The sequence below is a fragment of the Actinoplanes teichomyceticus ATCC 31121 genome, from assembly GCF_003711105.1.
Classification (GTDB): Bacteria; Actinomycetota; Actinomycetes; order Mycobacteriales; family Micromonosporaceae; genus Actinoplanes; species Actinoplanes teichomyceticus.
Genome location: NZ_CP023865.1, coordinates 3,797,701 through 3,818,540 on the forward strand (window position 1 = coordinate 3,797,701; position 20,840 = coordinate 3,818,540).

24 protein-coding genes are annotated in these 20,840 nt (G+C 73.7%); 11 read left to right on the plus strand and 13 right to left on the minus strand.

The window, feature by feature from the left end; translation table 11 throughout:
* Positions 1 to 14: 14 nt before the first annotated feature.
* Positions 15 to 1,292 (plus strand): cytochrome P450, encoded by a 1,278-nt coding sequence (locus ACTEI_RS16640; protein WP_122978493.1) that lies wholly within the window; start codon positions 15 to 17, stop codon positions 1,290 to 1,292.
* 16 nt (positions 1,293 to 1,308) lie between these two features.
* Here ACTEI_RS16640 and ACTEI_RS16645 read toward each other — a convergent pair whose 3' ends face one another.
* On the minus strand, positions 1,309 to 2,253 hold the full coding sequence (locus tag ACTEI_RS16645; RefSeq protein ID WP_122978494.1) for a universal stress protein: 945 nt from the start codon (positions 2,251 to 2,253) through the stop codon (positions 1,309 to 1,311).
* 235 nt (positions 2,254 to 2,488) lie between these two features.
* Here ACTEI_RS16645 and ACTEI_RS16650 point away from each other — a divergent pair, with 235 nt between their 5' ends.
* A complete protein-coding gene (locus ACTEI_RS16650; RefSeq protein ID WP_122978495.1) occupies positions 2,489 to 2,755 on the plus strand; it encodes a hypothetical protein in 267 nt (88 codons plus the stop codon).
* A gap of 115 nt (positions 2,756 to 2,870) precedes the next feature.
* Here ACTEI_RS16650 and ACTEI_RS16655 read toward each other — a convergent pair whose 3' ends face one another.
* On the minus strand, positions 2,871 to 3,482 hold the full coding sequence (locus ACTEI_RS16655) for an SRPBCC family protein (protein WP_239082749.1): 612 nt from the start codon (positions 3,480 to 3,482) through the stop codon (positions 2,871 to 2,873).
* A gap of 26 nt (positions 3,483 to 3,508) precedes the next feature.
* Complete coding sequence (locus ACTEI_RS16660) at positions 3,509 to 4,381, minus strand: universal stress protein (protein WP_122982203.1); 873 nt, start codon at positions 4,379 to 4,381, stop codon at positions 3,509 to 3,511.
* Positions 4,382 to 4,555: 174 nt separating this feature from the next.
* Between ACTEI_RS16660 and ACTEI_RS16665 the strand changes: the two genes are divergently transcribed.
* Positions 4,556 to 5,236: a CBS domain-containing protein gene (locus ACTEI_RS16665; RefSeq protein WP_122978497.1), complete on the plus strand. Its 681-nt coding sequence runs from the start codon at positions 4,556 to 4,558 to the stop codon at positions 5,234 to 5,236.
* Positions 5,237 to 5,254: 18 nt separating this feature from the next.
* Here the strand turns inward: ACTEI_RS16665 and ACTEI_RS16670 are convergent, their stop codons facing one another.
* Entirely contained in the window at positions 5,255 to 6,103 is an 849-nt protein-coding gene (locus ACTEI_RS16670) for a universal stress protein (protein WP_122978498.1), read from the minus strand.
* Between the two features lie 193 nt (positions 6,104 to 6,296).
* Between ACTEI_RS16670 and ppdK the strand changes: the two genes are divergently transcribed.
* Positions 6,297 to 8,936 (plus strand): pyruvate, phosphate dikinase, encoded by a 2,640-nt coding sequence (gene ppdK / locus ACTEI_RS16675; protein ID WP_122978499.1) that lies wholly within the window; start codon positions 6,297 to 6,299, stop codon positions 8,934 to 8,936.
* Positions 8,937 to 9,108: 172 nt separating this feature from the next.
* Here ppdK and ACTEI_RS37030 read toward each other — a convergent pair whose 3' ends face one another.
* On the minus strand, positions 9,109 to 9,258 hold the full coding sequence (locus ACTEI_RS37030) for a hypothetical protein (protein ID WP_164465994.1): 150 nt from the start codon (positions 9,256 to 9,258) through the stop codon (positions 9,109 to 9,111).
* A 107-nt stretch (positions 9,259 to 9,365) separates the two neighbouring features.
* Between ACTEI_RS37030 and ACTEI_RS16680 the strand changes: the two genes are divergently transcribed.
* The gene (locus ACTEI_RS16680) at positions 9,366 to 9,839 is read left to right on the plus strand and encodes a hypothetical protein (protein WP_122978500.1); all 474 of its coding nucleotides are present in this window, start codon (positions 9,366 to 9,368) and stop codon (positions 9,837 to 9,839) included.
* A 3-nt stretch (positions 9,840 to 9,842) separates the two neighbouring features.
* Here the strand turns inward: ACTEI_RS16680 and ACTEI_RS16685 are convergent, their stop codons facing one another.
* Both ACTEI_RS16685 and hppD read right to left on the minus strand, forming a co-directional pair.
* Positions 9,843 to 10,622, minus strand: a complete 780-nt coding sequence (locus tag ACTEI_RS16685) for an RNA polymerase sigma factor SigF (protein ID WP_122978501.1) — start codon at positions 10,620 to 10,622, stop codon at positions 9,843 to 9,845.
* A 219-nt stretch (positions 10,623 to 10,841) separates the two neighbouring features.
* Positions 10,842 to 12,047, minus strand: a complete 1,206-nt coding sequence (hppD, locus tag ACTEI_RS16690; protein ID WP_122978502.1) for a 4-hydroxyphenylpyruvate dioxygenase — start codon at positions 12,045 to 12,047, stop codon at positions 10,842 to 10,844.
* 346 nt (positions 12,048 to 12,393) lie between these two features.
* Between hppD and ACTEI_RS37035 the strand changes: the two genes are divergently transcribed.
* Positions 12,394 to 12,546, plus strand: a complete 153-nt coding sequence (locus ACTEI_RS37035; protein WP_164465995.1) for a hypothetical protein — start codon at positions 12,394 to 12,396, stop codon at positions 12,544 to 12,546.
* 58 nt (positions 12,547 to 12,604) lie between these two features.
* Here the strand turns inward: ACTEI_RS37035 and ACTEI_RS16695 are convergent, their stop codons facing one another.
* The 6 genes from ACTEI_RS16695 to ACTEI_RS16720 all read right to left on the minus strand — a co-directional run bounded on the left by ACTEI_RS16695 (position 12,605) and on the right by ACTEI_RS16720 (position 17,208).
* Positions 12,605 to 13,384, minus strand: coding sequence for a hypothetical protein (locus ACTEI_RS16695; RefSeq protein ID WP_122978503.1), 780 nt, complete (start codon positions 13,382 to 13,384; stop codon positions 12,605 to 12,607).
* 294 nt (positions 13,385 to 13,678) lie between these two features.
* Positions 13,679 to 14,848 (minus strand): zinc-dependent alcohol dehydrogenase, encoded by a 1,170-nt coding sequence (locus ACTEI_RS16700; RefSeq protein WP_122978504.1) that lies wholly within the window; start codon positions 14,846 to 14,848, stop codon positions 13,679 to 13,681.
* The gene (locus ACTEI_RS16705; protein WP_122978505.1) at positions 14,845 to 15,270 is read right to left on the minus strand and encodes a hypothetical protein; all 426 of its coding nucleotides are present in this window, start codon (positions 15,268 to 15,270) and stop codon (positions 14,845 to 14,847) included. Before ACTEI_RS16705 ends, ACTEI_RS16700 begins: the two co-directional genes overlap by 4 nt.
* A gap of 64 nt (positions 15,271 to 15,334) precedes the next feature.
* The gene (locus ACTEI_RS16710; protein WP_122978506.1) at positions 15,335 to 16,009 is read right to left on the minus strand and encodes a DUF6766 family protein; all 675 of its coding nucleotides are present in this window, start codon (positions 16,007 to 16,009) and stop codon (positions 15,335 to 15,337) included.
* A gap of 83 nt (positions 16,010 to 16,092) precedes the next feature.
* Positions 16,093 to 16,494 carry a hypothetical protein gene (locus tag ACTEI_RS16715; RefSeq protein WP_122978507.1) on the minus strand — a complete coding sequence of 134 codons (402 nt, stop codon included), beginning with the start codon at positions 16,492 to 16,494 and terminating at the stop codon, positions 16,093 to 16,095.
* Positions 16,495 to 16,524: 30 nt separating this feature from the next.
* Complete coding sequence (locus tag ACTEI_RS16720; protein WP_122978508.1) at positions 16,525 to 17,208, minus strand: TetR/AcrR family transcriptional regulator; 684 nt, start codon at positions 17,206 to 17,208, stop codon at positions 16,525 to 16,527.
* 150 nt (positions 17,209 to 17,358) lie between these two features.
* Here ACTEI_RS16720 and ACTEI_RS16725 point away from each other — a divergent pair, with 150 nt between their 5' ends.
* The 5 genes from ACTEI_RS16725 (at position 17,359) to ACTEI_RS16745 (ending at position 20,823) form a co-directional block, all read left to right on the plus strand.
* Positions 17,359 to 18,108 (plus strand): hypothetical protein, encoded by a 750-nt coding sequence (locus ACTEI_RS16725; protein ID WP_122978509.1) that lies wholly within the window; start codon positions 17,359 to 17,361, stop codon positions 18,106 to 18,108.
* Positions 18,105 to 18,521 (plus strand): phage holin family protein, encoded by a 417-nt coding sequence (locus ACTEI_RS16730; protein ID WP_122978510.1) that lies wholly within the window; start codon positions 18,105 to 18,107, stop codon positions 18,519 to 18,521. Before ACTEI_RS16725 ends, ACTEI_RS16730 begins: the two co-directional genes overlap by 4 nt.
* Positions 18,497 to 19,144 (plus strand): DUF3618 domain-containing protein, encoded by a 648-nt coding sequence (locus tag ACTEI_RS16735; RefSeq protein WP_122978382.1) that lies wholly within the window; start codon positions 18,497 to 18,499, stop codon positions 19,142 to 19,144. The genes ACTEI_RS16730 and ACTEI_RS16735 overlap by 25 nt, the downstream gene beginning before the upstream one ends.
* A 78-nt stretch (positions 19,145 to 19,222) precedes the next feature.
* Positions 19,223 to 20,287: a YihY/virulence factor BrkB family protein gene (locus ACTEI_RS16740; RefSeq protein WP_122978511.1), complete on the plus strand. Its 1,065-nt coding sequence runs from the start codon at positions 19,223 to 19,225 to the stop codon at positions 20,285 to 20,287.
* 116 nt (positions 20,288 to 20,403) lie between these two features.
* Positions 20,404 to 20,823 (plus strand): CBS domain-containing protein, encoded by a 420-nt coding sequence (locus tag ACTEI_RS16745; RefSeq protein ID WP_122978512.1) that lies wholly within the window; start codon positions 20,404 to 20,406, stop codon positions 20,821 to 20,823.
* The last annotated feature ends 17 nt before the right edge of the window (positions 20,824 to 20,840 follow it).

Genomic DNA, 20,840 nt, shown 5'->3' on the forward strand with positions numbered 1-20,840 from the left:
GGCATAGCAGCCCCATGGCGAAGCAACGGCGTTGGTATCCCGATGACAGCGTGGGCCTGGCGGTGCAGGGTTACGCCTGGCTGCCCGACGAGTGGCGCCGGGCCGGCGCCTGGAGCGCCGTGCACACCCGGCTGCTGGGCCGCCGCGCGGTGGCGCTGCGCGGCCCGCAGGCGGTGCGGTTCTTCTACGACGAGTCGCACGTGCGCCGGCACGGCGCCATCCCGGAGCCGGTGCGGGGCACCCTGTTCGGCCACGGGGCGGTGCACACCCTCGACGGCGAGGACCACCGGCGGCGCAAGGCGATCTTCCAGGGCCTGCTCAAGGACCCGCGCCGGGTCGGTGACCTGGCCCGGCGGGTCGGGCAGGCGTGGGACGAGGCGGTCGCCGGATGGGCCGGGCGCCCGCGGGTGGTGCTCTTCGACGAGGCCAGCCGGGTGATCACCCGGGCGGTCCACGACTGGGCCGGGGTGCCGCTGGCCGCCGGCGAGGTGGCCGCGACCGCCGCCGACCTCACCGCGATGGTGGACGGCTTCGCCACCCTGGGCCCGCGCCACTGGCGCGCCCGCCGGGCCCGCGGCCGCCAGGAACGCCGGCTCGCCGCGCTGGTCGAGCAGGTCCGATCCGGTACGGCCGAGGCCGCGCCGGACTCGGTCCTCGCGACCGTCGCCGGGCACGACGAGCTGGAGCCGGAGCTGGCCGCGGTCGAGCTGCTCAACATCCTGCGCCCGACCGTCGCGGTGGCGTGGTTCGTGGCGTTCACCGGGCACGCCCTGCACCGCTGGCCACAGCAGCGCGACCGGCTGCGCGAGGGCGACCTGGGGTATGCGGTGGCCTTCGCCCACGAGGTGCGCCGGTTCTACCCGTTCGCACCGTTCGTCGGCGGCCTGGCCGTGCGGGACCTGACCTTCCAGGAGCACCGGATCCCGAAGGGCGCGATGGTGCTGCTCGACATCTACGGGCAGAACCACGACGCGGCCCTGTGGCCGGACCCGTACCGCTTCGACCCGGACCGCTTCGTGGGCCGCGAGCCGGGCCGTGACGAGCTCATCCCGCAGGGTGGTGGCGACCCGGCCGGCAACCACCGGTGCCCGGGCGAGGACGTCACCGTCGCGCTGCTGACCACCATCGCCACCCGCCTGGCCCGGCTCGACTACACCGTGCCGGAGCAGGACCTGACCATCTCCCTGCGGCGGATCCCGACGCTGCCGGCCAGCCGTTTCGTGCTGATCCCGGGCGGCCGGGCCGGCGCGGGCGCCGCCGCCGGGCCGCGAGCCGACCTGGCGCGGCGCTGACGGGCGGCCGCGCCGGTCACCGCGGGTCGGCGGCCCGGTCGCGCGGGGCCCGCCGTTCCCGGTGCGCCGGCGCGTGGCCGCGCTGCTGGTCGCCGCTGCGCCGGACGATCTGGACCGGACACTCGGCGTGCTGCAGCAGCTGCAGGCCGGTCGACCCGAGCAGTGATCCGGCGAGCACGCCGTGACCGCGGCTGCCGACCACGACCAGCTGGGCGCCGCGGGACACGCCGACCAGCAGCCCGGCCGCGCCGCCGTGCGAGAGCAGCGTCTCGACCGGCACGTCCGGATACCGCTCCCGCCACGGCGCCAGCTGCTCGTGCAGCCGGATGCGCTCGGCGGCGTCCTGCTCCGGGGTCTCCACCAGCTCCGGCGCGGCGTCGCGCAGGTAGTACAGCGGCACGGCGGGCAGGTAGGACCGGACCACCACGAGGCGGGCGCCGCGGGACGCCGCGGCGGCGAAGGCCGCGGCCAGGACGTGCTCGGCGGCCGGTGAGTCGTCGATCCCGGCGGCGACCGGGCCCTCGGTGGCGCCGGCGTGCCCGCGCACCACGACCACCGGGCACGCCGCGTGGGTGGCGAGGCGCTGGCTGACCGAGCCGAGCAGCAGCCCGGTGAACCCGCCGCGGCCGCGGGTGCCGAGCACCAGCAGCTGCGCCCCCTCGGCGGCGTCCAGCAGCCGGGTGACCGGGTCGCCGACCGGCGTGCTCGCCACGATGTCCAGCTCCGGGACGGCGGCCCGGGCCTGCGCGACAGCTCCGGCGGTCACCTCCTCGGCGAGCCGGCGGGCGGCCTCGAACTGGGCGCCCTGGATGTCGTAGCGGGCCATGGTCCAGTCCCAGTCCAGGACGTGCACCACGGACAGCCGGCAGTGCCGGCGTCCGGCCTCGGCGGCCGCCCAGCGGATCGTCGCCTCGCCGGTGGCGGCGCCGTCGGTGGCGACCATGATGGTGGGAGTCTGCATGATTCCTCCTCATCCCTCCCCTTCAGCGTGGTTCGCGGCGATCCGCCGGGGCAGGGGGAGAGGTCCCGCACCGCCGGGCCGTCCGCCCCGGGCGGGTCGTCGGGCCGGCGCGGCGCCGCGTTCTCCGGGGTCCGGGCCGCGCGCGGCGGCCGGTGCGCCGTCGCGTTTGCCGCGGCCGGAGCCGGGGTATGGCCGTGCGACGTCATCCTCCCGCACACCACCGGACGGAGTGGCGATGACCGCCCTGCTCGTGATGGGTTCCGCCCTGCTGCTCGTGCGCCTGGCCGGCCTCGCGGTCCTGCTGCTGTCCGGCCGGTCGTCGACGCCCGGCGATCCGTGCCCGACGGCGGCGCGGACGCGGCCCGCCCCGGACCCGGCCGAGGTGGAGGGTGCGCTGCTGGACCGGCTGTGCCGCGGTGAGCTGGGCCGCGACGACTACCGGGAGGCGATGGCCGCGCTCGCCGCGCGGCACGGCCCGCGGATCCCGGCCGGCGAACGCTGACCGATGTCCGTCCCGGTTCTCCGGCGCGGCCGGGCTGACCAGCACCGCCCCGGTGCGGGCCGGACGGCCGTGACCGCGCGGGCGCTGCGGCGCGGTGAGGCCCGCGCCGCGACGGTCAGCCGGCGACCCGTTCCGCCCGGGACTTGATGCCGAGCAGCATCCGGCGTTCCATGACCAGGCTGCCCGGGGACATCACCGCGTCGTAGAGCAGCCGCCGGAGCCGGCTCGCGCCCGGCGGGTCGATCCGGTTGCGGCTGACCAGGCGGGTGCCGCCCGGGTCGGCCCGCAGATCGAAGATCCACACCCAGGCGCCGTCGTCCGAGCGGAACGCCAGGGTGCGCCCCGGCCGACAGATCTCCACCCGCATCCCCGGTCCGCCCGGCCCCAGGGGCAGCAGGTCACCGGCCTTCAGGTCCTGCAGGTGCGGCAGGATGGTGTCCGCGCTGTGCATGTCCAGGCCGAAGAGGTTCTCGATCCCGTCGTAGGTGTACGCGCCGCCACGGCCGCTGCCCATCTGCACCAGCCACGGCCAGACCGCGCCCGGCGCCGCGCCGATGGTGACGGCGCGGGTGGAGACCAGGGCCGCGTCCGGCAGCAGGTCGTCGCCCGGCACCGGGCCGGTGGCCTCGTCGGCCGTGGCGCCCCAGGTCAGGCACCAGCGGCGGGCCGGGGGCGACAGCGCCGCGGCGGCCAGTGCCGCGACACCGAGCAGCAGAGCGGTTCTCATCCCGGCCGACATGGCGTCTCCTGCCGTCAGCGGCCGGCGCCCGGGCGCACGATCAGGACCGGGCACCCGGCGTGGTGCAGCAGCTGCAGGCCGGTGGAGCCGAGCAGGGTTCCGGCGATCACCCCGTGGCCACGGCTGCCGACGATGATCAGCTGGGCGCCGTGCGAGACGCCGACCAGCACGGAGGCGGCGCCGCTGTGCGACAGGAGCAACTCCACCGGTACGTCCGGGAACTTGTCCTGCCACGGGCCCACCTGCTCGGCGAACCGGGCCCGTTCGGCGGCGTCCTGCTGCGGGGTGTGCAGCTCGGCCGGCGGGAGGCTGCCCCGGTAGCGGGGGAACGGCGGCAGGTACGAACGGATCAGCACCAGGCGGGCGCCGCGCTGCTGGGCCGCGGTGAACGCCGCCTCGAGCACCCGGTCGGCGGCGGCCGAGTCGTCGACCCCGGCCGCGACCGGCCGGTCCACCGCCGGCTCGGCGCGGATCACGGCGACCGGGCAGTGCGCGTGCGTGGCGACCCGCTGGCTGACCGAGCCGAGTCGCAGCCCGGCGAAGCCGCCGTGGCCGCGCCGCCCGAGGACCATCAGGTCCGCCGACTCCGAGTCGATGATCAGTTGTGCGGCCGGGTCGCCGATCAGCACGTCCGTCTCGACGTCGAGGTCCGGGGCGACGCCGCGCGCCTGCCGGGCCGCCGCGGCCACCAGGGCCTCCGCCTGGCCGCGCTCGGCCTCGAACAGGTCCCCGGCGAACTCGTAGCGGGCGGCCGACCAGTCCCAGTCCAGCACGTGGACGACGCGCAGCGGGTCTCCCCGGCGCTGGGCCTCGCCGGCGGCCCAGACGAGCGCGCTGCGGCTGGCATCGGTGCCGTCGGCCGCGACGACGACGGTCGGTGTCCGCATGGCGTCCTCCCTCTCCCGCATCTTCCTTCCCGCATCGTCATCCCGGTCGATGCGCTCCGGCAGAGCCACAGGTCCCGCCGGTGGTCGTGCCGAAGTGGGGCCGTTGGTCCCTGTGGGCCGGGTGCCCGCCGGCCGAACTGATGACCGGAACGCAGGGTGAGGGAGGGATCCGCGGTGCGAAGCTGCAAGGTCGGCGATGTGATGACCCGGGACGTGGTGGCGGTCGACGAGGACACCTTGTACCGCGACGTGGTGGATCTGCTGGTCGCCAGGCGGATCAGCGCGGTCCCGGTGGTCGATGACCGGGGCCGGGTCACCGGGATGGTCTCCGAGGCCGACCTGCTCCGCAAGATCGAGTATGCCGGCGCCGGACAGCCGCGGATCTTCGAGCGGCCGGCGCGCCGCGGCGGGCGGGCCAAGGCCTCGGCGCGCACCGCGTCCGGGCTGATGAGCACCCCGGCGGTGGTGGTGGGGGCGGACACGCCGATCGCGGCCGCCGCCCGGCTGATGGACACCCGCAAGGTCAAGCGGCTGCCGGTGACCGACGAGCACGGCCGGCTGGTCGGGATCGCGTCGCGCAGCGACCTGTTGCGCGCCTACCTGCGCTCGGACGAGCAGATCCGGGCCGAGGTGTGCACCGGCGTGCTGCGGCCGCTGCTGGCCGACGAGGCCCTCGGCGTCACGGTCGAGGTGGCCGGTGGGGTGGTCACCCTCTCCGGCCACCTCGAGCGCTGGTCGTCCGCCGACCTGGCGGAACGGCTCACCCACCGGGTCACCGGCGTGGTGCAGGTGAGCTCGCGGCTGTCCTACCGGTTCGACGACCGGTCGGCCCAGCGTCCGTCCGGGACGCGCTGACCCCGCCGGTACGCCGGATCAGACGCCCGCCACCAGAGGCGCCCGGCGCGCCCGCGGCACGGGACCGGACCGGCCCGCGTCGTGCACGATCGCGACCGGGCAGCCGGCGTGCCGCAGCAGGTGCCGGCTCACCGTGCCGAGCAGCAGCCCGCGCACCGCGCCGTGCCCGCGGGCGCCGACGACCAGCAGCTGGGCGGTGTCCCCGGCGGTCACCAGCGCGCCGGCCGGGTCGTCGCGGACGGTCTCCGCCTCGATGTCCAGGCCCGGGAACCCGGCCCGGACCGCGGCCACCAGCTCGCCGAACGGGGCGGCGTGCGCGCGCCGGCCGTCCGGCGTCCCGATCCGCAGCACCCGCAGCCCGACCCCGCGTCCGGCCGCCTGCCGGGCGGCGAACCGCAGCACCGCCGCCGCCGACGGGGAGTCGTCCACCCCGGCGACGACCGGCGCGGTGGCCCGCACGTCGCCGTGGACCACCACGACCGGGCAGTGCGCGTGCGCGCCGACCGCGGCGCCGACCGAGCCGACCAGCCCGGCCAGGGCGCTGTGCCCACGGGTGCCGAGCACGATCATCCCGGCCCGGTCGGAGCGGTCGGCCAGCGCGGTGCACGCGAGCGCCGGTACCGTCGTGGCGGTGACGCCGACCCCCGGATGGGTCCGCCGGGCCGCGGCGACCGCCCGCCGGAGCATGTCGCCGGCGGCCGGGTCGACGTGCTCGCCCGCCGTCGCCGGGCCCCAGGCGGACCACTCGTCGGCGTAGACCAGCTCGGCGCGCGCGCCGGTACGGTTCGCCTCGTCCAGCGCCCACGCCAGGGCGGCGTCGGCGGACGGCGACCCGTCGAACCCGATGACGATCTTCCTCTGGTACATCTGCTGGCTCCTTCCCCGGCAGCCGGCGTCCGCGCGTCCCGGCGTCTCCCCCTCATCGCACGCCCCGGCGGCACCACCCGACAGGGCGGCAGGGCCCGCCGGACCCGGGACCACGGCCCTACCCGGCCGGGCCTGGGGCAAGCTAGCAACGAGAGAGAGGCAACAACACCGAAGGAGCGAGGGTGGGATTCACGTGTCTGGATTCGTGTACGACTTCGTCGACGGCCACAAGGACCTCAAGGACCTGCTCGGCGGCAAGGGGGCCAACCTCGCCGAGATGACCCGGATGGGGCTGCCGGTGCCGCCCGGGTTCACGATCACCACCGAGGCGTGCCGGGCGTACCTGCGCACCGGGGCGATGCCGCCCGGGTTGCTGGCCGAGGTCGAGGAGCACCTGCGGGCGATGCAGGTCGCGGTCGGCAAGACGTTCGGCGATCCGGCGGACCCGCTGCTGCTGTCGGTGCGTTCCGGGGCGAAGTTCTCCATGCCCGGGATGATGGAGACGATCCTGGACATCGGCCTCAACGACATGACCGTGGCGGGGCTGGCCCGGCGCAGCGGCGACGAGCGGTTCGCCTGGGACTCCTACCGGCGGCTGGTGCAGATGTTCGGCCGTACCGTGTTCGACGTGCCGGCCGAGGCGTTCCAGGCCGAGCTGGGCGACCGGCACGAGTCCGAGCTGAGCGCGGGGCAGCTCGGTGACCTGGTGCACGCGTACCAGAAGGTCTTCGAGGGCCACACCGGCCGGCCGTTCCCGCAGGCGCCGCACGAGCAGCTGTTCCTGGCCATCGGGGCGGTGTTCCGTTCCTGGAACGCCGAGCGGGCCGTGCTCTACCGCCGGCAGGAGCGCATCCCGCAGGACCTGGGGACCGCGGTCAACGTGATGGCGATGGTCTTCGGCAACCGGGGCGAGGACTCGGGCACCGGGGTGGCCTTCACCCGGGACCCGGCGACCGGCCGGCGCGGCAGCTACGGCGACTACCTGCGCAACGCCCAGGGTGAGGACGTGGTCGCCGGGATCCGCAACACGATGCCGCTGAGCGAGCTGGCCACCGTCGACCCGGCCAGCCACGCCCAGCTGGAGTCGATCATGCAGCGGCTGGAGGAACGCTACCGCGACCTGTGCGACATCGAGTTCACCATCGAGAACGGCCGGCTGTGGATGCTGCAGACCCGGGTCGGCAAGCGCACCCCGGCGGCCGCGTTCGTGATCGCCGCGCAGCTGGTCGACGAGGGCGTCATCACCCTCGACGAGGCGTTGCAGCGGGTCAGCGGGGAGCAGCTGGCCCAGCTGATGTTCCCCAGTTTCGACGACGAGTCCGCGCCGCCGCCGCTGACCACCGGCGTGCCGGCCGCCCCGGGCGCCGCGGTCGGCGCGGTGGTCTTCGACTCGGCGGCCGCGGTGGCCGCGACCGGGCCGGTCATCCTGGTGCGCCGGGAGACCAATCCCGACGACCTGCCCGGCATGATCGCCGCGCAGGGCGTCCTGACCGCCCGCGGCGGCAAGACCTCGCACGCCGCGGTGGTCGCGCGGGGCATGGGCAAGACCTGCGTCTGCGGCGCCGAGGAGATCCGGATCGGCCCGGACTCGTTCACCGTGGGCGGCACGACCGTGCACGCCGGTGAGGTGATCTCGATCGACGGCACCAGCGGGCGGGTCTACGCCGAACCGGTGCCGGTGCACCCGTCCCGGGTGGTGCGTTTCTTCGAGGGTGAGCTCAGCGCCGGCGCCGACCCGCTGCTGTGCGCGGTGCAGCGCCTGATGGAGCACGCCGGCCGGGTCGCCCGGCTGGAGGTGCACGCCAACGCCGACACCGGCCCGGACGCGCTCCGGGCCCGCCGGTTCGGCGCCACCGGGGTGGGCCTGTGCCGTACCGAGCACATGTTCCTCGGCGAGCGCCGGGTCCTGGTGGAACGGCTGATCCTGGCCGAGACCGACGCCGAGCGCGACGAGGCGCTCGCCGCGCTGCTGCCGTTGCAGCGGGCCGACTTCCAGCAGCTGTTCGCCGCGATGGACGGGCTGCCGGTGACGGTGCGGCTGATCGACCCGCCGTTGCACGAGTTCCTGCCCCCGCTGGAGGAGCTGACCGCCCGGGTGGCCCGCGCCGACGCGCTGGGCGAGGATGCCGGGCACGCCGGGGTGCTGCTCAACGCGGTACGCCGGATGCACGAGTCCAACCCGATGCTGGGGCTGCGCGGCGTCCGGCTGGGCCTGGTCGTCCCCGGCCTGTTCGGCATGCAGGTCCGCGCGGTCGCGCAGGCCGCCGCGGCGTGCGCCGCCGCCGGCGGCGACCCCCGGCCGGAGATCATGGTGCCGCTGGTCGCCACGGCGCAGGAGTTGGAGATCGTACGGGCGGAGGCCGAGGCGGTGCTGGCGTCGGTGCCCGGCGTCCCACCGGTCCGGATCGGCACGATGATCGAGGTGCCCCGGGCGGCGCTGACCGCCGCCCAGATCGCCGAGACCGCCGAGTTCTTCTCCTTCGGCACCAACGACATGACCCAGATGACCTGGGGTTTCTCCCGTGACGACGTGGAGGGCGCGTTCTTCGGCCGCTACCTGGAGCTGGGCGTGTTCGCCACCTCGCCGTTCGAGAGCCTCGATGCGGACGGTGTCGGCGAGCTGGTGCGTCTCGCGGTCGAGCGCGGCCGGGCCACCCGTCCCGCTCTGACCGTGGGGGTGTGCGGGGAGCACGGCGGTGACCCCGCCTCGGTGCGCTTCTTCCACACCGCCGGCCTGGACTACGTGTCGTGTTCACCGTTCCGCGTGCCGATCGCCCGGCTGGAGGCGGGCCGGGCCGCGGTGGCCGGCGCGACCGGCTCCGACAGCCGCTAGCCCACGGCAGGCGCGGCCACCGGCCGGGACCGGACGTCCGGCCCCGGCCGGGACCGTGCGGCGCGTGGCGGCCCGCGGGTGCGGCCACGCCGCGCGGGAGCACCGCGGGGCGTGGCCGCGAGGCCCGCGGGCGGGGCCACACCGGCCGTACCGGGAAAGGGTCCGGCCCGGGTCAGGGCGGTCCGTCGCGGTCCAGGCCGCCGGTGAAGCGGTCCGGGCTCTCCGGCTCGCCGTCGCCGGTCTCCTCCGTGTCGGTCTCGGTCAGCTCGTGCTCCTCGGCGAAATCGCCGGTGTCGTCGTCGGGGTCACCGATGGGTTCCATGCGGGCCGGATACCCGTCCGGCGGGCATCGAACACGACCGGGCGGGTACGCGTGGATCCGCCGTGCGTGGGTAGAGGCACCACCGACGACCGAGGAGGCCGGACACGATGATCAAGACGGTGGGCGCCGCCGCGGCCGGGCCGGCCGTCACCCGCGACAACCTGGGCGCGTGGCTGCTCAAGGGCAACGCCGACCGGGCCGACCTGCTCGGCCGGTTCGCCCGGGACCCGCGGATCGACCGCTGGTGCGTGCAGCCCAGCTACCGGCTGGACCTGATGGCCGCCGGCCAGCCGGTGGTGTTCTGGGGCAGCGGCAGCCGCCGCCGCGACGTGCCCTACGGCATCTGGGGGTGGGGCCGGCTGCGCGGCCCGGCCCGCCGTGAGCCCGGAGCGGGCCCGTGGGTGCCGCTGGACGTGACCATCGCCGACCCCGGCGCGTGGATCGCCCGCGACACGTTGCGCGCCCACCCCGAGCTCTGCGACCTCGAGGTGCTGCGGCAGCCGCAGGCGGCGAACCCGTCGTTCGTGACGGACCGGCAGTGGCGGCTGCTGCGCCACGAGTTCGGTGTGGCGTCCCGGTGAAACTCAGCCGGCGTCGGCGAGCTCGCGTTTCAGGGTGGCGAGCGCCCGGGTCAGCAGCCGGGACACGTGCATCTGGGAGACGCCGACCTGCTCGGCGATCTGCGACTGGGTGAGGTTGCCGTAGAAGCGCAACGTCACGATCCGCTGCTCCCGCTCGTTGAGCGCGGCCATGGCGGGGGCCAGCGCGATCCGGGCCTCCGCGGCGTCGAAACCGCGGTCCGCGCCGCCGAGCGTGTCCCCGAGCGTGGTGCCGGCGCCCTCCTGGCCGATCGGCGTGGACAGGCTGGTGCTGTGGTAGGCGCGGGCGCCCTCCAGCCCTTCCAGCACATCCTCCTCGCTGACCCGCAGGTGGGCCGCGATGTCGGCGACCGTCGGCGCGCGGCCCAGCGTGTGGGTGAGCGTGTTGTTCGCGGCGGTGATCGCCAGGCGCATCTCCTGCAGCCGCCGCGGCACCCGCACCGACCAGGTCGTGTCGCGGAAGTGCCGCTTGAGCTCGCCGATGATGGTCGGGATGGCGAACGCGGTGAACTCGACGCCGTGGCCGGGCTCGAACCGGTCGATCGCCTTGATCAGGCCCAGGAACGCGACCTGGGACAGGTCGTCGGTGGGCTCGCCGCGCCCGGCGTACCGGTGGGCCAGGTGCCGGGCCAGCGGCAGCCACGCCTCGACGGCCCGCTCGCGCAGCGCCCGCCGCTCCGGATGCCCGGCCGGCAGCGCGGCCATCTCGCCGACCAGCTCAGCGGCCCGGTCGGTGCTGCGTGCGGTGGTGACGGTGCTTGTCATCGTCGGGCCCTCCTCCTCCGCCCGCCGCGACGCGGCGGGGCCGCGTCGTAACGGCTCGGCTCTGGAGTACGACCGAGTTGTTGCCCGTCATGTCCGACCTGCACGCTGTATACCCCGGCGCGGTGTGGCGGTAAACGTGGCGCCGGTGGGCGGTCACCCGTGCGGTCCGCCGTGTCCGCGGGCGGCCGCCCGGGGCCGCCCGCACGGGCGGCCGGTGGATCAGAAGTTGCCGCGCTTCTCCTGCTCGCGCTCGATCGCCTCGAACAGCGCCTTGAAGTTGCCCTTGCCGAACCCGAGCGAGCCGTGCCGTTCGATCAGCTCGAAGAAGACCGTCGGCCGGTCGCCGACCGGCTTGGTGAAGATCTGCAGCAGGTAGCCGTCCTCGTCCCGGTCGACCAGGATGCCGCGCTTCTGCAGCTCCTCGATCGGCACCCGCACCTCGCCGATGCGCGCGCGCAGCTGCGGGTCCTCGTAGTAGGAGTCCGGCGTGGCCAGGAACTCGACGCCCTCGTCGCGCAGCGCGTCGACCGAGGCCAGGATGTCGTTGGTGGCCAGCGCCAGGTGCTGGGCCCCCGGGCCGCGGTAGAACTCCAGGTACTCGTCGATCTGCGACTTCTTCTTGCCCAGCGCCGGCTCGTTGAGCGGGAACTTGACCCGGTGGTTGCCGGAGGCGACCACCTTCGACATCAGCGCGGAGTAGTCGGTGGCGATGTCGTCACCGATGAACTCGGCCATGTTGGTGAAGCCCATGACCCGGTTGTAGAAGGCCACCCACTCGTCCATGTTGCCCAGCTCGACGTTGCCGACGACGTGGTCCAGGGCCTGGAAGATCCGCTTCGGGGCGCCGGGACGCCGGCGCAGGGTGGAGGTCCGCGCGACGTAGCCGGGCAGGTACGGGCCGTTGTAGTGGTCGCGGTTGATCAAGGTGTGCCGGGTCTCGCCGTACGCCGCGATCGTCGCGAGCCGGACCGTGCCCTGCTCGTCGGACTCGTCGTGCGGCTCCACCAGCACGGTCGCGCCGTGCGCACGGGCGTGCTCGACGCACTTGTCGACGTCGGGCACCTCCAGGGCGATGTCGGTGATGCCGTCACCGTGCCGGGCGTGGTGGGCGATGACCGGGCTGTCCGGGTGCACCCCGCCCTGCACCACGAACCGGATCGCGCCGCTCTTGAGCACGTATGACATGTGGTCGCGGTTGCCGGTCTCCGGACCCGAGTACGCGATCAGCTCCATCCCGTACGCCGACTGGAAGTAGTGCGCGGTCTGGGTGGCGTTGCCGACCGCCCAGACGATCGCGTCCCAGCCGGTGACCGGGAACGGGTCGCTTCCGGAGTCGTACTCGACCAGACCCACGAGCTGCTTGAGGGTGTCGAGGTCGAGTTCGGCGAGCCGCTCCTCGTTGGTGAGCGTGTCGTGCACGGACATGGTTCTGCCGCTCCCTTCGTGGCTGCTGACTCTCCGAGCATTGGCGAGTCACTGCCGGTGCACAACAAAGGGCTCCGCGGCCGGGCAGATTGCGCAGTCTGTGGCCCACGTCACGGGTTGGCCTGGGCAATCTGCCCAGGCCACGGGCGCGGCGGGTGATCATGCACATCCGCGGCGTGGCGTACCGGGCCGTCCGCTCCTGACGGCCGGGCCGAGCGGCCCGGGCCGCGTGCCGCTCGCCGGGACGGCCGCCGTCGTCCGTCCCGGCGCGCCACCGCGTGTGCCGTGGGTAAGCCGGCCCGCGGGCGGGTAAGGCAGGATCGTGTCGTCGAGCGAAGGAGAGCGGATGAACACCGTCGTGAGGACCGCGCTGCCGGTGGTGTCCAGCGCGGCCACCGCGTGGATCATGAAGAAGACCCGGCTGCCGGGGATCGCCACCCCGGTGGTCAGCCTGGTCGTCGGCGGCGCCGTCGCCAAGCTGGCCCAGCGCATCCGCTAGCGTCCCGCGCGCGGACAGCGTGGATCCGGGCGGCCCGGCCGCCCGGATCCCGGTGTGGTCATGCCTCGGCGAGCTTGTCGAAGGCGTTCTCGGCGATCTCCTCGAACTCGGTGTCGTGCATCGTCTTCGGCGAACCGAGCAGCACGATCTTCTCGAACACGTCCTCGTGGGCCAGCACGACCACGGTGCCGTGCACGGTGAGGTCGACGTCGGCCTCCTCGTCCTCGACGCTGAGGGTCATCGCCATGGCGACCGACGCGTCGCCCAGCTGCGGCATCCTCGGCAGCTCGGACAGCGTGATCCGCATGTCGTCGGAGGTGACGACCGGGCAGCAGTCGAGCATCATCTCGGCGCCGTCCACCAGGTGACGGGCGAGGTCCTCACCGGTGGCGACGATCTCCTGCACCAGCACCGGCCCCTCGTCGCCGCGCATGAAGGCGGCCATCTGCAGCGGGGTCTCGCCCACGTCGGCGGTCCCCGTGCCGAGCCACCTGTCGACGGCCGCGGGGCCCCGGCCCGCCGGCTGCGCGGTTGCCGTCCCGGTCGTCCGGCCGGCCGCCCACCGCGTCCCGCTCATGCCGTTCGGGTCGAACAGCGCGGCGAGCATCGTGGCGGGGGATTCCAGCTGCCGGTATCCGACCGGCAGGTCGTCCTCGGTCAGGACGGCGTCCTCCAGCTGCCGCGGGCCGAGGTGCCGGGAGCTCGCCGAGGCCTCCGCGGCGGCAGCCGGGCCCGCGGCGCCGGCGACGTCGACCGCCGTGGCCGACAGGCCGATTCCCAGGGAAAGGGCGAGCGCGGCCGGAATACCGGCGGTGAATGCTTTCCTGTGATTTCTCATGGCCTCACCATAAGCGGATCGGCATCCCGGCCAGGACGGAATCGGCATAACCGTGAAAAGGCTCGGACGGGGCCGTTGTAATTGCCCGTTGTCAGGCATTTACGGCTGCTGGAAAGGCGTTACCCTACCGTTGTCGAGTTGCCGCGCGTCACCATTTCGCGGTTTGTTCACGGGAGCATTCGACGGTTACCGCGACGGCCGGACCGCCGCCGGATGCCGGGCCGGCGCCACCGCGGCACCGGCACCGGCGCCGCGCCCGGCGGCCACCCTCGGGCGGCCGCCGGGCGCGCCGGGCTACGGGAGGAAGACCGCGCGCACGCAGTCGTCCTCCTTCTCCTTGAACAGCCGGTAACCCTCGGGCGCCCGGTCCAGCGGCAGCACGTGCGTGGCCAGGTGCTCGGTGACCAGCTCACCCCGGGCCATCCGGTCCAGCAGCATCGGGATGTAGCGCTGGCCGTGCATCTGCGCGCCCCGCACGGTGAGGCCCTTGTTCATCAGCGCGCCCAGCGGGAACTTGTCGACCACGCCGGCGTAGACGCCGAGCACGAAGACCGAGCCGCCCTTGCGGCAGGCGTGGATGGCCTCACGGACCGCGATCGGCCGGTCGGTCTGCAGCCGCAGCTGCTGCTTGACCTGGTCGTACGCGAAATGCCCACCGGGGGAGTGGGCCTCCATGCCGACCGCCTCGATGCAGACGTCCGGTCCCCGCCCGCCGCTGCGCTCGCGCAGCTCGGCGGCCACGTCGGTGCGCTCGTAGTTCAGCGTCTCCGCGCCGATGTGCTGCTCCACCTGCCGCAGCCGGTTGTCCAGACGGTCGATGACGATGACCCGGTCGGCGCCGAGCAGCACCGCGGCGCGGGCGGCCATCTGGCCCACCGCGCCGGCGCCCCACACCGCGACGACGTCGCCGGGCTTGACGCCGCCCAGGTCGGCGCCCATCCAGCCGGTCGAGGCGGAGTCCGAGGCGAACAGCGCACGCTCGTCGCTGACCGCGTCCGGGACGGTGAACGCGCCGACGTCGGCGAACGGCACCCGGATGTACTCGGCGTGGCTGCCGGCGTTGCCGCCCATCGCGTGCGAGTACCCGAAGCAGCCGCTGGGCGCGTGTCCCCAGAGCGTCTCGGTGATCGCCGGGTTGGTGTTGCCGTTGTCGCACAGCGAGTACAGCTTCTGGTCGCAGTACCAGCAGTTGCCGCAGGAGATGAACGACGACACCACCACCCGGTCGCCGACCCGGTGGTTGCGCACGTCCGGGCCGATCTCGACGACCTCACCGAGGAACTCGTGCCCGAGCACGTCGCCCTTCTGCATGAACGGGATGTACCCGCCGAGCAGGTGCAGGTCCGAGCCGCAGGTCACGGTCCGGGTCACCTTGACGATCATGTCGCCGGGGTTGCGCAGCTGCGGGTCCGGCACGGTGCCGACGGCGAGCTTGTTGACGCCCTGCCACTGCAGTGCCTTCACAGCAGACCTCCCTCGCGCCCGTTGCGGGTGGCCGCCTGCAGCGGCCGGTTGCGCCACGTCGGCGTGGTGGTGGCCGGGCCGGACGGCAGCAGCACGTCGCCGGCCTCCAGCAGCGACCGCGTCTCGCGCAGCGCCCGGCGCACCTCGCCGTCGGTGACGGCGGAGCCCTCCGGGATGCGCACCGCGATCTCCGTTCCTCGCCCGCCCGGCGCGGCCCGCAGCGTGATCTGCACGCCGTCGGCGATCTCCCGGAGCGAACCGGGCAGCTGCGTCGCCTCCAACTCGGCCAGCGGCCGGAACACGGTCAGCACATGGCTGCGGCGTGACGCCGGCGTCGCGCCGCGGCGGCGCCGGGCCGCCGCCACCGCGGCGCCGGCTGCGAGCGGCGCCGCGAACAGAAGAGCCTTTCCGGTACGACCCATCAGTGCCTCCTCAGTCGGGTTCGCAGCACCTCATACCGCCGGTGTGCCGGACTAAACGGCCGGCTCAGCCTTCCACCCCGGTGGCGGTGTGCGCACTGCCGACCGGCTTGGACTGCGAGGACCCGCGTTGGCGCAGGTAGATGGCGAGGACGGCCATCGACGCGACGGCCAGCAGCTCGGACTGCCAGTTCTGCAGGGTGCGGTTCCAGAAGTCCGGTTCGGTCAGGTATCCGGCCCAGGAGACCGGGTCCTGCCGGTTGGCCAGCTGCTCCTCGTTGAAGGCGGCCATCCCGGCGATCGACTGGGCCAGCCAGGACAGCCCGAAGAGCAGCCCCATCACCAGGCCCAGCGAGTTGGCGAACAGCCACAGCCGCAGGCCGCGGGCGTGGGCCCAGGCCGGGGAGTCGGCCCCGGCGTACGCGCCGACGCGCTGCTCCCGGTCGGACTCGCGGCCGACCCGGTCCAGCTGCTTGGACTCCGGCGAGCCCTTCTGCACCAGCCACACCGTGCCGAAGATGTAGAGGAAGAACTGCAGGTACTCCGACTGCCAGTTCTCGGCCACGTCGGCGCCGAAGCTGGCCGACGTGACGTACCGCCAGAACGAGACCGGCACCAGGCCCTCGGTCAGCTGCCGCTGGTTGAAATCGGCCTGCCCGGCGAACGCCTCGCCCACCAGCACGAGCACGAACAGCAGCCCGAAGGTCAGACCCAGGGAGTTCTCCCGGACGAACCGCCTCACCGGTGCGTCACCCCCAGCACCGTGATGCCGATCAGCCCGGCCAGGACGACCAGCAGCAGGAACACGAACGAGAAACGCATCGCTCACGCCCCCTGCACCGTGCAGTCGTACGGCCGCCCGTCGCGCGGGACGCAGCCGGCGGCGACCACGCGCCAGCCGCCCGGGAAGGCGCCCAGGAACACCGTGTCGCCGGTGAGGCGCACCTGCGCGCGCTGGCCGTACACCTGGGTCGCGGTGACCGCGGCCGGCCGGGGCAGGTCCTCGTCGAGGATCGCCTCGGGGCACGGCTTGCCGGCCGAGCGCTCGATCGCGGCGACCGTGTCCGGGGCCAGCAGCGCACAGGCGGTGCTCCCGTCGCCGGTCTGGGCCGCCCGCAGCATCCGTACCGCGACGTCCGCCGCCGCCGCGCCCCGGTCACCGACCGAGGCGCATCCCGCGGCGGCCGCCACGGCCGCCGCCGCCACTACGATCAGAATCCGTCTCACCCGCGGCAACTTCCCCGGGCGCCGGGCGTTTCAACCCCGGCTGCCGGGGCCCTGGGGCGGCAGCATCCGGGCGATGCGGTCGAGCTGCGCCTGCAGCGCCTCCTCGAAGTCGCGCACCCCGAGCCCGGCCGACAGCTGCGGCCGCAGGCGCCGCAGCAGCGGGTAGCCGGCCAGATCCGCGGCGGGCGGCCCGGCCCGCCGGTCACCCCGCACCGAGACCTCCAGCAGCAGGTGACCGAGCAGGAAGCCGCTGAACCCGCGGTAGACCACGGCCGCGTCCGCGCCGGAGAGCCCGGCGCCGGTCATCACCTCGAGCAGCGACTCGATCCAGCGCAGGCTGCGCAGCGGCGGCCGGACCCACGGGGCGGCCGGCGGCCGGGTCGCGATCAGCGGGAAGATCTCCGGATGGGCGAGCGCCGTGCGGCGCACCCCGTGCGCGAGACGGCGCAGGTAGTCGGCCCATCCGGCGTGGGCCCGCAGGTGTACCTCCGGATCGCGGAACAGCTCGTCGACGACCGCGTCCACCACGCCGTCGAGCAGCGCCTCGCGGCCGGGCACGTACCGGTACAGGGCCATCGCCTCGACGCCGAGGTGGGCGCCGAGCCGTTGCATGGTCAGCCGATGCAGGCCGTGCTCGTCGATGAACGCGACCGCGGCGGAGATGATCCGCGCCGCGTCGAGAGTGCCTCGGGGCGAGGCGGGCCGGTCCCGCACCGCCCCAGTCTGTCATGGACGGTCGGCCGGTGAGATGAAAGGTCTTTGCGTTCCGGTGCTGCCGGTTTATGCGATAAACGGTTTCCGGGGTTGGAACCGATTCGGCCGGGGAATGGGAGTCGGCGTATGACCAGCTGATGAGGAGGCAACGTGAGCGAGCTATCGACTGGCGGCTACTCGCCGGGCGGCGTCTCCGGTGACGGTGCGTCGAAGGCCCGGCAGGTGGCGGAGCAGGGTAAGCAGGCTGCTGTTCAGGCGGCTTCGGAGGTCAAGGGGGTGGCGGCCGAGCAGGCGCACCGGGTGGGTGCGCAGGCGCGGACGCAGGCTCGTGACCTGGCCGGTGAGGTGCGCGACAAGCTGGGCGAGCAGGCTCGGTCGCAGCATGAGCGGTTGGTCGGTGGGATCCGGCAGACCGCGGATTCTCTGGATGAGATGCGGGGGGATCGGCCGGACAGTCCGGCGGCGCTGGTGGTGTCGCGGGTGGCTGACGGTGGCCGGCAGTTGGCGGATTATCTGGATCGTCATGGTCCGGAGGGTGTGCTGGCGGAGGTGCAGGATTTCGCGCGGCGGCGGCCGGGCGCGTTCCTGGCGACCGCGTTGGCGGCGGGTTTCGTGGTGGGGCGTCTCGGCAAGAGCGTCGCCAAGGCGGAGCCGTCCGCGGAGGATCGCAAGCCGTCCACGGACACCTTCGCCTCCGATTACACCCTGCCCGTCACCCCCCAGCCGGCCTACACCCCACCGGCCGGCGCGCAGGGCACCGACTACGCCACCACCACCGGTGCGGGCGCCGGTTACACGCCCACCGAGGCGGCCGGCACCGAGTACGCCTCGACCGGCACCGGCACCCCGCTCGTGGTGCAGGAGGAGTACCCGCTCGGTACGCGGGAGCCGCGGCCGTGACCAGCCCCTACTCTCCGGACCGATCCGGGCAGGTCGAGCAGACCTCGATCGGTGAGTTGATCGGCAATATCAGTGATGATCTGTCGCAGTTGTTCCGCCAGGAGGTGGAGCTGGCCAAGGCGGAGATCAAGCAGGAGGCGGCCAAGGCCGGCAAGGCCGCCGGGATGCTCGGCGGGGCCGGGTTCGCCGGCTACCTGGCCGTGGTGCTGCTCAGCTTCGCCGTGGTCTTCGGCCTGGACGCGATCATGCCGCTGGGTTGGGCCGCGTTGATCGTCGCGGTCGTGTGGGCGGTCATCGGCGCGGTGTTGTACGCCAGCGGCAGGAAGAAGTTGAAGACCGTGGACCCGATGCCGCGGCGGACCGTCGACACGCTCAAGGAGGATGCGCGATGGCTGAAGAACCCGACCAGCTGAGGCGGCGGATCGAGCAGACCCGGGCGTCGCTGACCCGGGATGTGGATCTGCTCGCTGAGAAGACGAGCCCGGGCAGGGTGGCGAAGCGGCGGTGGACGGCGGTGAAGGAGAAGGTCATGGGCAGCACCGAGCATGCGCGGTACGTCGCGGCGGACACCACCTCCTCGGCGGTGAGCGCCGTGCAGGACAGGGCCTCCTCGGCCGCGGGCACCGTGCAGGAGAAGGCGGGCCGGTTCGGCGACGCGGCGAGCGCGAAGGCCCACGACGCGGTCGGGGCGGTGCGCGGTGCGCCGCAGGCGGTGGCCACGCAGACGCAGGGCAACCCGCTCGCGGCCGGCATCATCGCGTTCGGCGTGGGGCTGCTGGCCTCCTCGCTGCTGCCGGTCACCGAGGCCGAGCGGCGGGCCGGGGCGCAGCTCAAGGAGCACAGCGGTGACCTGGTCGACGGGGTCAAGGACGTCGCCGGTGAGCTCAAGGACGAGCTGTCCGGCAGCGTCGAGCACGCCGTCACGCAGGTCAAGGAGACCGCCCGGGACGCCGCGCAGACCGCCAAGGACCAGGCGAAGACCTCCGCGCACGAGGCCACCGACCAGACCCGCAACGCCGCGCACCACGCGTCCTGACCCCGCACACCTCTCCGCCGGCGCCGGCCCGCGCCCCCAGGGCCGGCGCCGGCGGGTCCCCCCGCTAGGAGATCCGTGATGAGGTTCGGCCGCTCCCACGACGACGAGCACGCCCTCGACATCGACGCCGCGGCGACCACCCGTACCGGTGACGACACCCCCACCAGCCTGCACACCGTGTCACCCGAGGCCGGCCCGGACAGCCCGGCCGCGCTGCGCGGCCGGGGCCTGTTCGCGGCGCTGCGGCGTACGGTCACGCAGTTCTCGACCGATAACCTCACCGACTGGGCCGCCGCGCTGACCTACTACGGCGTGCTGTCGATCTTCCCGGGCCTGCTGGTCATCGTGTCCCTGCTCGGCCTGCTCAGCGACAACGCGCAGCAGACTGTCCAGGACACCGTGCACGAGCTGGCCCCGAACCAGCAGCTGCGCGAGCTGGTCGACACCGTGCTCGGCCAGGTGCAGGCCTCCGGGACGGCCGGCACGGCCGCGCTGCTCGGTCTGGCCGGCGCGTTCTGGTCGGCGTCCGGCTACGTCGCCGCGTTCATGCGCGCCTCGAACGCCGTCTACGACGTGCCGGAGGGCCGCCCGATCTGGAAGACCCTGCCGATCCGCATCGCGGTCACCGCGGTCGTCGGCGTGATGCTGATCCTGTCGGCCGCCATCGTGGTGTTCACCGGCAGCCTCGCCGAGATCGTCGGCGAGGCGGTCGGGATGGGTGGCGCCGCGGTCACCACCTGGAACATCGTCAAGTGGCCGGTGCTGCTGGTGCTGATCAGCCTGATGTTCGCGCTGCTCTACTGGGCGTCGCCGAACGCGAGAACCGGCGGCTTCCGCTGGGTCAGCCCCGGCGGCCTGTGCGCCGTGCTGCTCTGGGTCATCGCCTCGGTGGCGTTCGCGATCTACCTGGCGAACTTCGCCAACTACAACAAGACGTACGGGACTCTCGGCGGTGTGATCGCTTTCCTGGTCTGGATGTGGATCAGCAACATCGCGATCCTGCTCGGCGCCGAGCTCGACGCCGAGCTCGAACGGGGCCGCGCCATCGCCGCCGGTCACGACCCGTCCGACGAACCATTCCTGGAACTGCGCGACGACCGCAGAATCAAAAAGGGCAGCGCCCGGGGGCTCAGTTCCGATTGACATTTTCCTCATGTGCCGATCCGGGTGGCGTGAGGGCCCGCGGAACGGGTACGTGTGTCGGTAGGCGGCAATCGCCGCGAACGACATCCCGTTGCTATTACCAGGTCGAGGAGGACATGGTGACGACCGCACGAGAGATCATGACCCGTGATGTCACGTGTGTCGGTGAGCGCGAGACCCTCGCCGACGCCGCACGCAAGATGGCCGACCTCGGAGTCGGCGCCCTCCCCATCTGCGGCCAGGACAACCGGCTCAAGGGCATCGTGACCGACCGGGACATCGTCGTGAAGACGATCGCCGCCGGCCGGAGCCCGTCGGATGTCACCGCCGCGGACGTGGCGCAGGGCAAGCCGGTGACCATCGGCGCCGACGACGACGCCGGCGAGATCCTGCGGACCATGGGTCAGCACCAGGTCCGCCGGCTGCCGGTGATCGACGGTCACGACCTGGTCGGCATCGTCGCGCTCGCCGACGTGGCGCGCGCGCTGCCGGACCGCCCGGTCGGCGAGCTGCTCGACGCGATTTCCGTCCCGTAGCCCGGCCCCGCTGACAC

Bases quoted from the DNA above. Each gene is read 5' to 3' on its own strand.
- ACTEI_RS37030 (WP_164465994.1), bottom strand. From the start codon at position 9,258: ATGGAACCCATCGGTGACCCCGACGACGACACCGGCGATTTCGCCGAG.
- ACTEI_RS16740 (WP_122978511.1), top strand. From the start codon at position 19,223: ATGAGGTTCGGCCGCTCCCACGACGACGAGCACGCCCTCGACATCGAC.
- ACTEI_RS37035 (WP_164465995.1), top strand. From the start codon at position 12,394: ATGAACACCGTCGTGAGGACCGCGCTGCCGGTGGTGTCCAGCGCGGCC.
- ACTEI_RS16685 (WP_122978501.1), bottom strand. From the start codon at position 10,622: ATGACAAGCACCGTCACCACCGCACGCAGCACCGACCGGGCCGCTGAG.
- ACTEI_RS16735 (WP_122978382.1), top strand. From the start codon at position 18,497: ATGGCTGAAGAACCCGACCAGCTGAGGCGGCGGATCGAGCAGACCCGG.
- ACTEI_RS16655 (WP_239082749.1), bottom strand. From the start codon at position 3,482: ATGAGAACCGCTCTGCTGCTCGGTGTCGCGGCACTGGCCGCCGCGGCG.
- ACTEI_RS16695 (WP_122978503.1), bottom strand. From the start codon at position 13,384: ATGAGAAATCACAGGAAAGCATTCACCGCCGGTATTCCGGCCGCGCTC.
- ACTEI_RS16660 (WP_122982203.1), bottom strand. From the start codon at position 4,381: ATGCGGACACCGACCGTCGTCGTCGCGGCCGACGGCACCGATGCCAGC.
- ACTEI_RS16640 (WP_122978493.1), top strand. From the start codon at position 15: ATGGCGAAGCAACGGCGTTGGTATCCCGATGACAGCGTGGGCCTGGCG.
- ACTEI_RS16680 (WP_122978500.1), top strand. From the start codon at position 9,366: ATGATCAAGACGGTGGGCGCCGCCGCGGCCGGGCCGGCCGTCACCCGC.
- hppD (WP_122978502.1), bottom strand. From the start codon at position 12,047: ATGTCCGTGCACGACACGCTCACCAACGAGGAGCGGCTCGCCGAACTC.
- ACTEI_RS16670 (WP_122978498.1), bottom strand. From the start codon at position 6,103: ATGTACCAGAGGAAGATCGTCATCGGGTTCGACGGGTCGCCGTCCGCC.
- ACTEI_RS16745 (WP_122978512.1), top strand. From the start codon at position 20,404: ATGGTGACGACCGCACGAGAGATCATGACCCGTGATGTCACGTGTGTC.
- ACTEI_RS16705 (WP_122978505.1), bottom strand. From the start codon at position 15,270: ATGGGTCGTACCGGAAAGGCTCTTCTGTTCGCGGCGCCGCTCGCAGCC.
- ACTEI_RS16650 (WP_122978495.1), top strand. From the start codon at position 2,489: ATGACCGCCCTGCTCGTGATGGGTTCCGCCCTGCTGCTCGTGCGCCTG.
- ACTEI_RS16645 (WP_122978494.1), bottom strand. From the start codon at position 2,253: ATGCAGACTCCCACCATCATGGTCGCCACCGACGGCGCCGCCACCGGC.